15 protein-coding genes are annotated in these 14836 nt (G+C 63.7%); 11 read left to right on the forward strand and 4 right to left on the reverse strand.

Features of this window, described 5'->3' with window-relative positions; translation table 11 throughout:
• The first annotated feature begins 109 nt into the window (after positions 1-109).
• From BLR85_RS09670 to BLR85_RS09680, 3 genes are all read left to right on the forward strand, one after another.
• On the forward strand, positions 110-1006 hold the full coding sequence (locus tag BLR85_RS09670; RefSeq protein WP_093154685.1) for a LysR family transcriptional regulator: 897 nt from the start codon (positions 110-112) through the stop codon (positions 1004-1006).
• A 129-nt stretch (positions 1007-1135) separates the two neighbouring features.
• Entirely contained in the window at positions 1136-1696 is a 561-nt protein-coding gene (locus BLR85_RS09675; protein WP_093154606.1) for an ester cyclase, read from the forward strand.
• A 321-nt stretch (positions 1697-2017) separates the two neighbouring features.
• Positions 2018-2542, forward strand: a complete 525-nt coding sequence (locus tag BLR85_RS09680) for a DoxX family protein (protein WP_244520673.1) — start codon at positions 2018-2020, stop codon at positions 2540-2542.
• 151 nt (positions 2543-2693) lie between these two features.
• On the opposite strand, the gene BLR85_RS09685 is transcribed toward BLR85_RS09680, so the two are convergent.
• A complete protein-coding gene (locus BLR85_RS09685) occupies positions 2694-4073 on the reverse strand; it encodes an aminotransferase family protein (protein WP_093154615.1) in 1380 nt (459 codons plus the stop codon).
• A 241-nt stretch (positions 4074-4314) separates the two neighbouring features.
• Between BLR85_RS09685 and pdxR the strand changes: the two genes are divergently transcribed.
• From pdxR to nadC, 5 genes are all read left to right on the forward strand, one after another.
• Entirely contained in the window at positions 4315-5793 is a 1479-nt protein-coding gene (pdxR, locus tag BLR85_RS09690) for a MocR-like pyridoxine biosynthesis transcription factor PdxR (protein WP_093154620.1), read from the forward strand.
• 110 nt (positions 5794-5903) lie between these two features.
• Positions 5904-6806, forward strand: a complete 903-nt coding sequence (locus BLR85_RS09695; protein ID WP_093154625.1) for an NUDIX hydrolase — start codon at positions 5904-5906, stop codon at positions 6804-6806.
• Positions 6807-6869: 63 nt separating this feature from the next.
• Positions 6870-7838, forward strand: a complete 969-nt coding sequence (nadA, locus tag BLR85_RS09700; protein ID WP_093154629.1) for a quinolinate synthase NadA — start codon at positions 6870-6872, stop codon at positions 7836-7838.
• Entirely contained in the window at positions 7838-9379 is a 1542-nt protein-coding gene (locus BLR85_RS09705; protein ID WP_093154634.1) for an L-aspartate oxidase, read from the forward strand. The genes nadA and BLR85_RS09705 overlap by 1 nt, the downstream gene beginning before the upstream one ends.
• A 1-nt stretch (position 9380) precedes the next feature.
• On the forward strand, positions 9381-10238 hold the full coding sequence (gene nadC, locus BLR85_RS09710) for a carboxylating nicotinate-nucleotide diphosphorylase (protein WP_093154638.1): 858 nt from the start codon (positions 9381-9383) through the stop codon (positions 10236-10238).
• Between the two features lie 299 nt (positions 10239-10537).
• On the opposite strand, the gene BLR85_RS09715 is transcribed toward nadC, so the two are convergent.
• The gene (locus BLR85_RS09715) at positions 10538-11539 is read right to left on the reverse strand and encodes a DUF1214 domain-containing protein (RefSeq protein ID WP_093154643.1); all 1002 of its coding nucleotides are present in this window, start codon (positions 11537-11539) and stop codon (positions 10538-10540) included.
• Positions 11540-11556: 17 nt separating this feature from the next.
• Positions 11557-12615: a DUF1214 domain-containing protein gene (locus BLR85_RS09720; RefSeq protein WP_093154648.1), complete on the reverse strand. Its 1059-nt coding sequence runs from the start codon at positions 12613-12615 to the stop codon at positions 11557-11559.
• Positions 12616-12704: 89 nt separating this feature from the next.
• Between BLR85_RS09720 and BLR85_RS09725 the strand changes: the two genes are divergently transcribed.
• Positions 12705-13709, forward strand: a complete 1005-nt coding sequence (locus BLR85_RS09725) for a helix-turn-helix domain-containing protein (RefSeq protein WP_093154653.1) — start codon at positions 12705-12707, stop codon at positions 13707-13709.
• 80 nt (positions 13710-13789) lie between these two features.
• Here BLR85_RS09725 and BLR85_RS09730 read toward each other — a convergent pair whose 3' ends face one another.
• The gene (locus BLR85_RS09730) at positions 13790-14254 is read right to left on the reverse strand and encodes an alpha/beta fold hydrolase (protein WP_093154658.1); all 465 of its coding nucleotides are present in this window, start codon (positions 14252-14254) and stop codon (positions 13790-13792) included.
• Between the two features lies 1 nt (position 14255).
• On the opposite strand from BLR85_RS09730, the gene BLR85_RS09735 reads away from it, so the two are divergent.
• Positions 14256-14540 (forward strand): GGDEF domain-containing protein, encoded by a 285-nt coding sequence (locus BLR85_RS09735; protein ID WP_244520674.1) that lies wholly within the window; start codon positions 14256-14258, stop codon positions 14538-14540.
• 65 nt (positions 14541-14605) lie between these two features.
• On the forward strand, positions 14606-14836 hold a 231-nt coding region (locus BLR85_RS09740; protein WP_139188346.1), incomplete at its 3' end, for a transposase.

Consider the following 14836-nt stretch of genomic DNA (forward strand, 5'->3'; position numbering starts at 1 on the left):
CCAGCCGGCGGCCTTCGTTGTCCTGAAGGGAAATTAGGGCTTGAGGCCGTTCTTCGAAATGATGATGTTGACGAAAGAATATCTTCAAAATGTTCTGAATGGATTTGCCATGGATATCGTCGATGAACTCAAGGCCTTCGTCGCAACCGCCCAGAGTGGATCGTTCACGGCCGCGGCGGACCAGCTTGGCGTGTCCAACCGGCTGACATCGAAATATGTCGCCGAACTCGAGTCGCGGTTGGGCGTGCGGCTATTGCAACGCACGACCCGTCGGGTCGGACTGACGCCGGCGGGCGAGGACCTTCTGGCGCGCGCCCCGGCCTTGCTGGATGACCTGGACGACCTTCTGGCCGAGGTCGCCGAAGGCTCACAGGGCTTTTCCGGCACCATACGGATCTCTGCCCCGGTCACTTTCGGCGAATACTATGTGGGAGCGATGCTGGGCCGGTTCGCGCAGCGCAATCCGGACCTGACCCTCGATCTGCGGTTGAACGATCGTTATGTCGATCTTGCGACCGACGGCATTGACCTGGCGTTTCGCATGGGCAGCACCGACATGCTGTCGCTGAAGACCCGCAAGCTCGGAACCTTCCAGAGCGTGGTCGTGGCAAGCCCCGATTATGTTGCGCGCCACGGTGCGCCAGTTTCCCCCGAAGACCTGTCCCGGCATAACTGCATCGTGGACACGAACCGGCGGTCCCCGCGACGTTGGGTGTTCCGGCGGGACGGGGACGAGATAGCCATCAACGTGCAGGGAAAGGTTCTCGTCAACTCGGCCCGCGCCGCCGCCGGGCTGGCCATCGACGGGTTGGGCATTGCCAATGCACCGCGCCTCGCCGTCCACGATGCCCTCGCCTCTGGCGCCCTCGTCGAGCTGATGGAGGGGTGCAAAGGCGAAAGCGGCCCTGTCAGCGCGGTCTATCTTGAAGGCAGAACGCTTCCCCGGAAGGTGCGGGCGCTGATCGACTTCGCCGTGGAAGACATTCGGTCCGCAGGTATCTTGTGATCGAGATTTTTGAGAATGAAATGAGGGAAGTCATTCATTAAAATCCACATTTTTAAGGCAATATGCGCAACATATCCTCTGAGCTATCGCATCACCGTGGTGCCGAAAAAGTTCAAAGGAGACCCCCTCATGAAACCGACCACCGCCCTCGCCGCAGCCGCGCTTGCCGCGTCGCTGGCCGCCCCCGTCCTCGCCCAGGATAACGCGGCCGTAACCGCTGCGCTGGCCGAACTCGCGCTGCATCAAGCCGATGACGCGCGCATCACCGCCAATCTGGACAGTTTCGACACGCTCGATTTCGAGGTCTTCACCGGCCAGAAATGGGATCGTCTGCATGAAAGCCACGCCGAAGACATCGTCGTGCACTGGCCGGACGGCCACATCACCGAAGGGCTCGACGTTCATATCGACGATCTGAAGGCGTTCTTCGTCTTCGCGCCCGACACGCGCATCGAGCAGCATCCGATCCGGATCGGTCAGGGTGAATGGACCGGCGTTGTCGGCGTGATCGAAGGTACCTTTTCCGAGCCGATGCCGATTGGCGAGGGCCAGTTCATCGATCCCACCGGCAAGGCCTACAAGCTGACAATGGCAACGATCGGCCATTGGACCGAGGAGGGCACGATGGACGAGGAGTATCTCTTCTGGGACAATCATGCCTTCTACAAGCAGATTGGCCTGATCGAGTAATCCTGCGCGGCAGTCGCCTGAAAGGCGCCGCCTTGTATCAACGCGAAGCGGTTTTTCCCAGGCCAACCAGCCAGGTCTGGTTGGAGACTACAATAGAAACAGGCATCTGGGCGAGAAGCGCGACATAAAGGTCAGTGTCGTGGGTATGGATCAATCTTCTCGCTTTGGTTGTGCGCGGGTTCTCACAAACGTCGTTGATCTATCTGAAATTGTGCAACTCGGCGCGTTTCGTAGACGTTACCAAACGTACCCCCCCACCCGATGGAGGCCATAAAGGCTGACGCTTTCCTCCCGCCCCGTGAGCGGCTCTACATACCGTTCATGGGCAAGTTCTACCAATTCTTCGCCGCGCCCATAGGCTGGGCCGCTTTCCGACGGATCATCGGCGTAAGCTTCATGATCTCGGGATGGCCGAAGATCACCGCTCCCCTTGCCCAGGCCGGTTTCCTGGAGTCGATCGGTCTCGCGCCGGGCTGGTTCTTCTCGCCGACGCGGGCAATCCTGCAGTTTTTCGGCGGCGCGATGATCATCGTCGGGCTCTACACGCGGCCGATCGCGGTTGCCAACACGGTGATGATGCTGGTGACGATCTCGTTCCACATCAACAACCCGTATCCCGAGCCGTTCCTCACCGCCGAAGGCCTCGCCTACCTGAATGCCAATCCCGATCTTCTGACCGAAGGGGCGCAGCGGGCGCTGCTCGGAGACGGCGGTGCCGCTTTCGGTTTCCGGATCCAGGAAAAGGCAATCTACACTTCCGTCTTCTGGGCGGCCGGAACCGCGCTGATCGCGGCGTTCGGCGGCGGCTACCTCTCGGTCGACCGGAGACTGAAGAAGGAATTCTGATCCAGGGTTTCACCACCCCACCACTCACGCAGACGCGAAGACCCCACCGGATCCGCGGAACCGGTGGGGCTTTTTCCTATCCTAAGAACGCACATGCGGGGCTGGGGGGCGGTGATTGAAGGGTCCTGCCAGGCGGCAGGACCAGTCGTTATCAGCTGAAGACCCGGCCGAGCGCGACGTCGATCGAGTCGGTGATCCGGTCGATATCGTCGGGCGTGGCGATCAGGGCCGGTGACAGGCACAGCGTGTTGTTGAGGCCCGGAATGGAGCGGTTCGTCGCCCCGATGATGACGCCCTGGGCCGCACATTCGGCGACCACGGCCTGAACGCGTTTTTCGGCCACCGGCTCCTTGGTCGCGCGGTCGGCCACCAACTCGGCGCCGCAGAACAACCCCTTGCCGCGCACATCGCCGATCACTGCGTGCCGCTCCATCAGCGCGTGCAGATTGCCCATGAGCCGCTCGCCCATCGCCGTTGTGTTTTCCAGCAGGCCCTCATCCTCGATGATGCGCATGTTCTCCAGCGCCGCCGCCGGCCCGGCGGTGCAGCCACCAAAGGTCGAGATGTCACGGAAATAGTTCATCGGGTCCTCGACGTCGTCCTTGAACATCTCGAAGACCTTTTCGTTCGTGACCATGCAGGCGATTGCGGCATAGCCCGAGGCGACACCCTTCGCCATGGTCACGAAATCGGGCTCGATCCCGTAGTGCTGGTAGCCGAACCAGGTGCCCGTCCGGCCAACGCCGCAGACGACCTCGTCGATGTGCAGCAGGATGTCGTATTTGCGGCAGATCTCCTGAACCCGCTGCCAGTAACCTTCGGGCGGGGCGATAACCCCGCCGCCTGCGGTGACCGGCTCCAGGCAGAGCGCGCCCACGGTGTCGGGGCCTTCGCGCAGGATCACCTCCTCGATGGCGTCGGCGGCGCGCTCACCGTAATTCTCCACGTCCCACTGGGCGCGATATTCGCAGCAATGGGGCACTTCGACGAAGCCAGGGGTGAAAGGGCCATACTGGGCGTTGCGCTCGGGCTGCCCGCCCGCCGAAACCGCGGTGATCGAGGAGCCGTGATAGTCACGCTCGCGGAAAAGGATCTTGTGCTTCTTGCCGCCATAGCGCTTGTGCGCGATCTGGCGGACCATCTTGAAGGCCTTCTCGTTGGCCTCGGTGCCGGAGTTGACATAATAGACCCGGCTCAGCCCCGGCATTTTCGAGATCAGCTTTTCGGAGAACATCGCGCCGGGGATCGAGCCTGCAGCCTGCGAGAAATAGTTCATCTTCACCAGCTGGTCGCGCACCGCGTCGGCGATGCTCTCGCGGCCATAGCCGACATTGACGGTCCACACACCGCCCGAAACCGCGTCGAGAAACTCGCGCCCGGCCGCATCCCAGATCCGCATTCCCTTGCCTTCGACGATGATCTTGGGATCGTTCGTTTCCAGGGATTTGTGCTGGGTCAGGTGGTGCCAGACATGCGCGCGGTCGGCCTCGATGGCAACGGACAGGTCGTTGGCGGGGATCGAAAGATTCATTGAGGGATCCTCGGAAGTGGAGAGTTCGGGACAGGGGAGCGCACGGCGTTGACGCGCCGTGACGTTGGCTGAAAGACTGCACGGAATATCGCTGGCGCATAGGGCCAGGCTTGGATTCTCAATGGGGCCAGATGTGGGGCGGCAGCGAGACGCGCTGACTGCGCAGGGGCGCTTGTCTTTGCCAACAGGCCATGCTTTGGGCTGGCGATAGAGCCAGAACGGCAAGATGATAGGGGCAAAAATGAGCGTTCCGGTTGAATCCATCTTCCTCGACCGCGACAGCGGACGGACCCTGCAGCAGCAATTGCAGAAGGCCATCTCGGACGCCATCCTTGCCGGCCGCTTCGTGCCCGGCGAGCGGATGCCCTCGACGCGCAACCTCGCCCGGCATCTCGGCGTGGCCCGGATCACCGTGGCGCTCGCCTATACCGAGCTTGTCGCGAATGACTACCTGACGGCGCGCGGTCGGTCCGGCTACTACGTGTCACCGAGCGCGCCGCGGTTGCCCAGTTTCGAGCCCGCGGTACAGGACAGCGCGGAGGGCCCGGACTGGTCCCGGGCGATCGCCAACAGCTGCAGCGCTCCGCTGGCCGTCTATCGGCCGCCCGATTGGCGCTCCTATCGCTTTCCTTTCATCTATGGGCAATGCGATCCGAAACTGTTCGATCACGGCAACTGGCGCCAATGCGCGCTGCAGGCGCTCGGGCGGACCGATATCGAGTCGCTCACCACCGATTACTACGAACGCGACGATCCCGTCCTGGTCGAGTTCATCCTGCGCAAGATCCTGCCGCGACGGGGCATCGTCGCCCGGCCTGAGCAAATCTTGCTGACGATGGGGGCGCAGAACGCGCTTTGGACGGCGGCGCAAATCCTGCTCTCGTCCGACCGAAAGGCGGCCATGGAAAATCCCTGCTATCCGGGGTTGCGCGATATCCTTCTGAAGACCCGCTGTGACCTCGTCCCGGTCGATGTGGATGGTCAGGGCCTGCCGCCGGAGGCGCTTCCACAGGGCGTCGACGTTGTTTTCACCACCGCCAGCGACCAGTGCCCGACCAATGTCACCATGCCGCTGGCGCGGCGAAAGGCACTGCTGGAACGGGCCGCGCGCGAGGGGTTCGTGATCGTCGAGGATGATTACGAGTTCGAGATGTCCTTTCTGGACGCGCCGTCTCCGGCGCTGAAATCGCTCGATCAGACGGGCCGCGTGATCCATGTCGGCTCGTTTTCCAAGTCGCTCTTTCCCGGGTTGCGGCTGGGCTACATCGTCGCCGCCGAACCGTTCATCCGGCATGCGCGCGCTTTACGCGGCACAGTGCTGCGCCATCCGCCGGGGCATATTCAGCGGACCGTCGCCTATTTCCTCTCGCTGGGGCATTTCGAAACCCAGATCGCGCGGATGAACCGGCGATACCGCAAGCGGCGAGCGATCATGGAGCAGGCGCTGCAGGAACAGGAACTGGAGATCGTCAACCGCTCCGCCCTTGGCGGTTCATCCTTCTGGATGCGTGCGCCCGAGGGCGTGGACACGTCGGAGCTTGCCCGGCGCCTGCGCGAGGAGCAGGTGCTGATCGAGCCCGGCGAGGCCTTCTTCTCGCCCGAGCAGGGCGAGCGGCGGCATTTCCGGCTGGCCTATTCCTCGATCTCCTCCTCCCGGATCCCCGAAGGCATCGAGCGGCTCGCCCGCGCGCTGCGTGCGGCCGAGGTGAAACGTTCCTGAGCGCATTGGCGCGCTCGTGCATTCCGCATCCCGTTGCGGCAGAAGCGCTGAAACCTTGCCTCGCGCGGCATTCGTGTTATCCGAGGGGGACGCTCAAAACAGGAGTCCCCTTGCCCTCCGGAATTGCACATGCCGAACTGATCGCCGTGCTGGTCGCCGTAACGGCGAACGAACCCCGCGTGATGACCCTGCGCGGCGGCGAAGTGTTGCCATATGGTCCTTTCGAATCGAAACATCGTAGCCTGCAAAGCGGGCTGCGGGCATGGATCGAGAGCCAGACCGGCCACCCGGTGGGCTATCTCGAACAGCTCTATACCTTTGCCGACCGCGACCGGGATCCGCAGAACCCGGAGGACACGAATGGTGCGCGGCACATTTCGATCGGATATCTGGGGCTGGTGCGCGAGCAGGATGCGGCCGGGGATGGACGGCCCGCCTGGCACGACTGGTACCGGTATTTTCCTTGGGAGGATCATCGCGACCGCCGCCCCGAGGCGCTCGATGCCATCGCTGAACACCTGGAGCACTGGGCCAAGGGCGACCCGCTCCGCCAGCAGCGCGCCGAATATCTCTTCGGCCTGAACGGAAAGGCCTGGAACGAGGATCTCGCGCTGCAACGCTATGAAATGATGTTCGAAGCCGGCCTTGCCGATGGCGCCGGCGGCGAAGGCCGTGCCGTGTTCGGGCAACCGATGGTGGGCGATCACCGTCGCATTCTGGCTACCGGCATCGCGCGGCTGCGCGCCAAGATCAAGTATCACCCGGTGGTGTTCGAACTGATGCCCGAGAGCTTCACCCTGCTGGAGCTTCAACGCACGGTCGAGGCGCTCTCCGGGCTGCGTTTGCACAAGCCGAATTTTCGCCGGCAGATCGACCAGCAGGACCTGATCGAAGAGACCGGGGAGATGTCGAGCGGCACCGGTGGCCGTCCGGCCAAGCTGTTCCGGTACAGGCCCGCGATCCTGGAGGCACAATCCTTGTCGGGGACGCGCCTTCCGGTGTCACGCGGTTGACATAAACTCGTTTAGAGAATATGCCGGCGTCGATATACTCAAACCGAGTACAAGAAGGACGCCATGAAGGACTTTCGACTGCCGGATCTCTATGACCGGGTACGCCAGATCATCCCCGCGCCGGACTGGATGCTGTTCGAGGATGATATCGAGGCAATTCTCGCGCTGAAAAGCGAGAAGAACGCCGTGATCCTCGCACATAATTACCAGACGCCGGAAATCTTCCATGGTGTTGCCGATATCGTCGGCGACAGCCTCGCGCTCGCGCGCGAAGCCGTCAAGGTCGATGCAGACGTGATCGTGCTGGCCGGTGTGCATTTCATGGCCGAGACGGCCAAGCTGCTCAATCCGGAAAAGACCGTGCTGATTCCCGACACGTATGCCGGCTGTTCGCTCGCCGAGTCGATCACGCCCGAAGATATCGCGCTGCTGCGCGAGGCGCATCCGGGTGTGCCCGTGATCACCTACGTGAACACATCGGCGGCGGTGAAGGCGGCGTCGGACATCTGCTGCACCTCCGGCAACGCCGTGAAGGTGGTGGAATCGCTCGGCGTGCCGAAAGTGCTGATGATCCCCGACGAGTACCTCGCCCAGAACGTGGCACGCGAGACCGACGTGGAGATCATCGCCTGGCGCGGACGCTGCGAAGTGCACGAGCTGTTCACCCGCGAAGACGTGCGCGCGATGCGCGAGGCCTGGCCCGGGGTCACGATCCTGGCCCATCCCGAATGCCCGCCCGAAGTTGTGGCGGAAGCCGATTTTTCCGGCTCCACCGCGGTGATGTCCGATTTCGTGGGCGAACGGAAGCCGGCACGCGTGTGCCTGCTGACGGAATGCTCAATGAGCGACAATGTCGCCGTCAACCACCCGGCGGTGGAATTCGTTCGTCCCTGCAACCTCTGCCCGCATATGAAGCGGATCGATTTGCGCAATATCCGCGAGGCTCTGGAAAACGGGCTGCACGAGGTTACGGTGGACCCGGCGATTGCCGAGGACGCGCGGCGCTCGGTCGAGCGGATGCTCGCGATCTGATGCCGAGCTTGGACGGGCTCGACGGGCGCATCGCCATTATCGGTGGCGGCATTGCCGGGCTCATGGCCGCACTGAGCCTTGCGCCGCAACCGGTGGTGCTGATCTCCCGGGCCGACCTGGGAGAGGAAAGCTCAAGCAACTGGGCGCAGGGCGGCATTGCCGCCAGCCTCGGGCCGGACGACAGTGCCGATCTGCATCTTGCCGACACGCTGGAAGCGGGCGCGGGGCTGTGCGACGCGGCCATCGCCGCCGGTATCCTGAGGGAATCCGGGGATGCGATTTCGGATCTCGAAGGGCATGGTGTCCGTTTCGACCGTCAGGCGGATGGAAGCTATGCCTTTGGCCGCGAGGCGGCGCATTCTCGGTGGCGAGTGCTGCACGTGGGTGGCGATGGTTCCGGGGCTGCGATCACGCAGGCGCTGGCCGCCGCAGCGCGCCGTTGTCCCTCCATCGAACGACTGACGGGTGTCGAGGCGCGGCGTCTTCTCGTTCGGGACGGTGCCGTGACCGGTGTGCTCCTGCAACGGTCTGATCGCGTGGAAGTTTTGCCCACGAGCCGGGTGATCATGGCCACCGGGGGCCTTGGCGGGCTTTTCGACGCCACGACCAACCCTTCGGGCAATTTCGGGCAGGGCGTGATGATGGCCGCCCGCGCCGGGGCCATGCTTGCCGACATGGAATTCGTGCAGTTCCACCCGACCGCGCTCGACGTGCCGCGTACCCCGCTGGCGCTGGTCAGCGAAGCCGTTCGCGGCGAGGGCGCGATCCTGCTCGACGCGAAGGGGCGGCGCTTCATGGCCGACATACCCGGCGCCGAGCTTGCCCCGCGCGACGTGGTGGCCCGTGCCATCCACGCCGAAATCGCCCGCAACAGACCGGTCTTTCTCGATGCGCGCCCGGCGCTCGGCGACGGGTTCGCGAAACGGTTCCCGGGGATCGACCAACTCTGCCGCGAGGCCGGGATCGACCCCGCGCGCATGCCTATCCCGGTCCGGCCGGCGGCGCATTACCACATGGGCGGGATCGCCACGGACGAACGTGGACGCAGCAGCCTCGACGGCCTCTGGGCCGTCGGCGAATGCGCGGCCACCGGTCTGCACGGCGCCAATCGTCTGGCCAGCAACTCGTTGCTGGAAGCCGTGGTCATGGCACGCCGCGCGGCTCAGGATGTCGTCGGACAGGCCACCCCGAGCTTGCGGGCCATTTCCCATGTTCCACATCTGTTGCCGCAGGCCGATCCGGCTCCGCTCCGTCCAGTGGTCTCCAAAACGCTCGGCGTGATCCGGGAGGAAGCCGGGCTGCGCGAGGCCATTCGCACCCTGCTGCCGATCGCTGAGGGCAACGGCCCCGCAGCTGACCCGGCAATCGTGGCGCTGTCCGTCGCGGTTTTCGCGGAATTGCGCCGGGAATCCCGTGGCGCCCATTTGCGAACCGACTTCCCCGAACCCATGCCCGGGCAAACCTGCCGCAGGATGCGCCTTGACGATATCAGGGCCGCCGCGCAGGCGCTCGGTGCCCACCCCCTATTGCGAAGTGCATGACATGACGATTGCTCCCTTGCCCCGTACTATCATCGAACCCGCGCTGCGCCGCGCTCTGGAAGAGGATCTCGGCCTTGCCGGGGATATCACCTCTGACGCGGTGATCCCTGCCGGGCACCGCTCGGTCGTCACCGCCGTCGCGCGCAAGCCCGGCGTGATCGCGGGGCTCGACTGCGCCGAAATGGCCTGCGCGCTCGTCGATCCCTCCATCGTGGTCACCCGCCATGTAGCGGATGGCGGCCCAGTGGCGCCGGGCACCCGCATCGCCAGCTTCGAAGGCCTGTCCCGCAGCCTGCTGACGGCCGAACGTACCGCGCTCAATTTCCTCGGTCATCTCTCGGGTATTGCCACCGTCACCGCGGAGTTGGTGCAGGCCGTGGCGGGCACCCAGGCCTCTATCGTCTGTACCCGCAAGACCACGCCGGGCCTGCGGGCGCTGGAGAAATACGCGGTGCGCGCGGGCGGCGGCATGAACCACCGCTACTCGCTGGCCGATGCCATGCTCATCAAGGACAATCACATCGCCATTGCCGGCGGCATCGCCCCGGCCCTGACCAGCGCCCGCGCTGCCGTAGGCCACATGGTCAAGGTCGAGATCGAGGTCGACACGCTGGAGCAGCTCGCCGAGGTGCTGGAGATTGGCGCCGACGCGGTGTTGCTCGACAACATGGACCCGGCAACGCTGCGCCGGGCGGTGGACATGGTGGATGGCCGCGCGATCACCGAGGCGTCCGGGGGCATCACGCCGGAGACCGCCGCGGCTGTCGCGGCCTCCGGGGTTCAGTTGATTTCGCTTGGCTGGATCACCCATAGCGCGGCGACACTCGATATCGGGCTGGACTTCGTTTCCGCGCAATAGGCGCGTCGGTAGAAGATTGCGCTGTGAGTGAACTCCCGAACGAGTTCCGCCCCCCGGTGGCTGTCAAACGGCCCCTGATCCGGGGCGGCCTAAGCAATGTCCGCCCGGCGTCTATATATTTGTTTCTGAATGATTTTCCGCTGCACGCTATCCTGATCGAACGGAACGGTGGGCCCGCGTAAATGCCCCGCTCCGCTGCGGATACCGCCCCGGCGGACCGTCTGGCACGGCCGCGAGGCTGGCTTTGTTTCTCGTTCAAACCCGGGGCACGCAGCGGCTCAGGCAAGCTTCCCTTCAGGTCACTCCGTCGGTTCGAGAGGGGGGAAAGTCCAACTGCCGTTGAGGATTTCCGCGCGCGGCGCGTAGAGGCGGATCGCGTGGTTCCAGCCGGGACTGATGGGGATGCAGTTGACCCGCCCGTCGTCGCAACCGCCGAAATGGAGCGTGAACGAGCCGTCGTCGTTCGGCTTGGCGGAGACGTCATTGTAGCTGTTCCGGTTCAACTCGTTTGGCTCCAGGTAGCCATCGGCATTATAGACGGTCACCGACCAGAACGCGTCCACGGGCACGTCCTTCACCGTGACCGCGTGCGGGGTCACCCCGTCATTGGCCGGGACGCTGTCGACGGCATACATCGCCGCGCTTGGCGGCAGCCCGGCCCAGCCGGAAATCGCGCCGACCATATGCGCGAGCGGATCAACGTCGTCCTTGCTGCCGAACGCGCGACTGGCGTCGAAGCTGATTTCGGCCGCCAGGTCGTTCAGTGCCTTGCGGGCAACGGCGAGGCTGTCGAGATTCCAGTCCGGTGCCTCGAACGGACCGTTGCCTCCACCGCTTACCTTGATTGCATCCTGCGCTGCGTGGGTGGCCGCAAGGTCCTCGGGATCGCTGGCATCCACGAAGGTGCGGAACAGTGCCATGGCGAAACGCGTGCCGACGCTTTGCTCGGTCAACGGGTAGGTTCCGGGCGTTTCCGCCGATTGCATGTAGTGATCCTGACTGATCACCAGCATCGACTGATAGCGGCCTTCGATCTCCGGTAACGTGATCTCCGCCGGTTCGGAAAGGTCGAGAACGACGGCGCTGTAGAGCGTGTCCTGGTTCGCGCGGATGACCGGCTGGATGTCGGTTGCCGCAATCGGCTTGCGGAAGTGAACGAACTCGCCCACATCAATGTCATTGGCGGCCATGTTCACCCGGAACATATGGTCGCTTTCTGCCCGCACGAGCGTGTCGAGCGTGATTTCCTCGGCAAAAGCGAAGCTCGGAGCGCAAAGCGCGAGTATCAGAAGGGGTCTCATGCTCGTTTCCTTTCCTGTCAGTTGGCCGGCTGCACCGCGGGGAAGCTCCAGGACCCGTCGAGAATCTCCGGCTTCGGCCGGTACAGCCGCACGGTGTAGTTCCACCCGCCCATGATCGGCAGGCAATTCACGCGACCGTCGTCGCAGCCGCCCAGATGCACAGTCATGCTGCCGTCGTCGTTGCGTTTGCCGGTGATCGAATTGATGTTGTAGGACCCGATCGCGTTCGGCTCGAAGAAACCGCCGGCATTATAAAGGCTTACCGACCAGAAGGCGCCGACCGGCACCTCGGCGGGCACGTCTATCTTGTATTCTCCAACCGGGAGCTGCGGATCAATGCCGATATAGAAAGCCTCCTCCTCCGGCAGGCCGCCCCAGCCGATGGCGGTTCCCATGAAATGGCGCAGCGGGTCCACGTCGTCCCTTGCGCCGAACACGCGCGCGCTGTCCGGGATGTAGGGGACGAGGCCGAGGATGGCCCGCACGAGCCCCTCGTATTCATCATGGTCATAGGGCGGCAGGATGAAGGGCATGGCCGAGGCGGCCTCGATCTCCATCCGGTTTTGGATCGCGTTCACGTCGGCCACGTCCTGGGGGTTCGAGGCGTCCAGCAATACGCGCATGTAGACGATGACATAGGGGGTACCGAAGGTCTCCATGTCGAGCCTGTAGGAGCCACCCCCATGGAAGACCGCGTCGACGTAATGGTCCTGGTTGACGACCATCGCGGACATGTACCGCTCGCCGACATCCGGCAGCACAAGGGTCGCGCCTTCGCTGATGTCGATCACCACGGTGCTGTAGAGCGTGTCGCGGTTCATCCGGATCGTCGGCTGGTTGTCGACCGGCGAGGGTTCGCGGAAATGGTAGAACCGGTTTACCCCGCCGGCGAGCGCGACGTATTTGGCCAGCTCGATATCCGTCGCGGCGCGCACGAAATTGTCGATGGTAACCGGGATCTCGCGAGCCTCGAGTTGGGCTGCGAGGTTATCGCTGGCGAAGTCCGCACTGGCGGGTATCGCGGCGAGGACCGTTGTCGATAAAATGGCTGCAAGTCTGGGAAAGTGCCTTTGCATAAACGAACTCCGGATGTCTGCGCGTTCGCCGCCGGTTTACCATTGTCGAGCCGGTCATTTTGCGACAATCCTCTGTCGTGCAGCGGAAAATGGTAAACCTCTCCGAGCTGACCCACGTGATCGACTTGCTCGAGCGCTATGCCGCGCGTTCGGTCATCGACCGGGCGCTTCTGGCCGCCGGTCTGGACCGTGCCATGCTTGGCGGAACGGCGGGGTTCATACCCTATGCCGCCGAGGCCGTTGTGCTCGAATTCGTCGCGAGGGCGATTGGAGACAGGCATCTGGGCGCACGGGTGGGGCGGGATTTCGATTACTCGACCTACGGCGCCTATTCGAGCTACGTGCTCGGTGCGCCCGACCTCGCAACGGCGCTCGATCGCGGGCGCCGGGCATTGTCGCTGACGCATCCCGGATCCGAAATCGGGCTCCGGGAAACGGACAATCACCTCGTTGTCGGACGTAATTCCGAAGGTCTTTCCGTGATCGGACACCAACATCTCGACGAAGGCGCGCTGTTCGTGATCGGCCACGTGGTCCGCCACTTCCTAGGGGCGGATTGGCGGCCCGATTGGGCGGAGATCCCCAATGCAAGCCCGGGCGAGGTGGCGGAACTCAGCGCGTTCGTGGGCACCGCGGTCCGAGTCGATGCGATGATGCCGGCGGTCGCCGTCCGGCGCTGCGACCTCGCCGCGATCAACCCCGGTCCGCCCCAGCCGGAGAAGACGATCTCTCTGGAGGAAATGGAATCGCTCATGGGTGTCTCGCCGGTTCAGACGATGCAGGAGTCGGTCGCCCAAATGCTGACCATCGCCGGTTCAACCGGCCTCGGGTCCCAGGAGGCCGTCGCCCGGCTGCTCGCAATCGGGGCGAGATCCTTGCAACGCGCCCTGAAGGCAGAGGGTACGTCCTTCCGGCAGGTCCGGTTGCGTTTCGTGGAAGAACGCGCGCGTTCGCTGCTGTTCGGAACGGATATGTCGATCGAAGAAGTGGGCAAGGCGTTGGGCTACACGGAACCAAGGAGTTTTCGGCGGGCCTTCAACGAGTGGACTGGGCTTTCGCCAAGCGCCTTTCGCGCGGGCGAAAGGGCAGGGTGAGCCACGGGAGCAGGGCCGACATGCTCCAGTAGGCGAAGCGCCGAGCGGCCGGCGCGCGGATATCTCCTTCGGCGAGACGGTCAGACCATGCTTCCGATCATCTCCCGGACCATGCGTGTGTCTTCCGCTCGCGAAAGCGACGGCGCGTGCCCGCAGGAAGGGATCACAGTAACCTCCGGGCGCGGTCCCTCGGTCTTCATGCGTTCGGCCATGTTCGCCGGCAGAAGATCGGAGGTTTCGCCGCGAATGACGTGAACCGGGAGCGTGATGCGCCCGAACCTGTCCCAAGTGGAAAGTTCGTCTGGCGAGGCCCGGAACTGGACCGTGATGCGGGGATCGTAGTGGGTCGTGAAAACGCCATCGCCGCGCCGGCGCAGCGAAGTGCGCGCCATGCGGGTCCAGAACCCGTCGCTGGCCGGGCCGAAGGGCTGGTAAACCCCACGGAACCACGATTCTGCTTCGCGCAGCGTGGCAAATTCCGGTTGCTTGTCGGCATAGGCGAGGATCCGGCTGGACCTCGACCATTTCAAGAATGTCAATGACACGTTGGGACACGAGGCCGGAGACAAGGTGCTGGTTCGCGTTGCCGAGGTGCTGCGGGACAGTATCCGGTCCAGCGATTTTGCCGCTCGAATCGGTGGAGACGAATACTCGATCCTTCTGGCCGAAGGTCAGGCTGAAGACGACGCAAGTGCGCTCGTTGAACGGATCCAGGCAAAACTGGCAGAACCGTTAATCTACGACGGACGCCAGTGTCGCATCGGCGCGAGCTTCGGAATTGCCCATGTCGACGATCTGGCAACGACTGGAGAGGTGGCTCGGGAAATCTGAACGGTTGAGTTAGGTGGATTTTCTGCTCCCGATCCGGCAGCGATGCCGGGAAGAAGGAGCGAAAGATGGCAAGACGTCCGAGAAGAAACCACAGTGGCGCGTTCAAGGCGAAGGTCGCATTGGCGGCGCTGAAGGGCGACAAGACGATGAGCGAACTGGCCACCCAGTTCGACCTGCATCCGAACCAGATCAAGCAGTGGAAAGACCAGTTGCTCGATGGCGTGTCTGATGTGTTCGAGGACAAGCCGAAGAGCAAGGAACCGGAAATCGACATCACCTCCCTACACGCGAAGATC

Origin of the sequence: Aliiruegeria lutimaris (assembly GCF_900099935.1) — a bacterium.
GTDB classification, from domain to species: Bacteria; Pseudomonadota; Alphaproteobacteria; order Rhodobacterales; family Rhodobacteraceae; genus Tropicimonas; species Tropicimonas lutimaris.

Bases quoted from the DNA above. Each gene is read 5' to 3' on its own strand.
- BLR85_RS09670 (WP_093154685.1), top strand. From the start codon at position 110: ATGGATATCGTCGATGAACTCAAGGCCTTCGTCGCAACCGCCCAGAGT.
- BLR85_RS09675 (WP_093154606.1), top strand. From the start codon at position 1,136: ATGAAACCGACCACCGCCCTCGCCGCAGCCGCGCTTGCCGCGTCGCTG.
- BLR85_RS09680 (WP_244520673.1), top strand. From the start codon at position 2,018: ATGGGCAAGTTCTACCAATTCTTCGCCGCGCCCATAGGCTGGGCCGCT.
- BLR85_RS09685 (WP_093154615.1), bottom strand. From the start codon at position 4,073: ATGAATCTTTCGATCCCCGCCAACGACCTGTCCGTTGCCATCGAGGCC.
- pdxR (WP_093154620.1), top strand. From the start codon at position 4,315: ATGAGCGTTCCGGTTGAATCCATCTTCCTCGACCGCGACAGCGGACGG.
- nadA (WP_093154629.1), top strand. From the start codon at position 6,870: ATGAAGGACTTTCGACTGCCGGATCTCTATGACCGGGTACGCCAGATC.
- BLR85_RS09705 (WP_093154634.1), top strand. From the start codon at position 7,838: ATGCCGAGCTTGGACGGGCTCGACGGGCGCATCGCCATTATCGGTGGC.
- nadC (WP_093154638.1), top strand. From the start codon at position 9,381: ATGACGATTGCTCCCTTGCCCCGTACTATCATCGAACCCGCGCTGCGC.
- BLR85_RS09715 (WP_093154643.1), bottom strand. From the start codon at position 11,539: ATGAGACCCCTTCTGATACTCGCGCTTTGCGCTCCGAGCTTCGCTTTT.
- BLR85_RS09720 (WP_093154648.1), bottom strand. From the start codon at position 12,615: ATGCAAAGGCACTTTCCCAGACTTGCAGCCATTTTATCGACAACGGTC.
- BLR85_RS09725 (WP_093154653.1), top strand. From the start codon at position 12,705: ATGGTAAACCTCTCCGAGCTGACCCACGTGATCGACTTGCTCGAGCGC.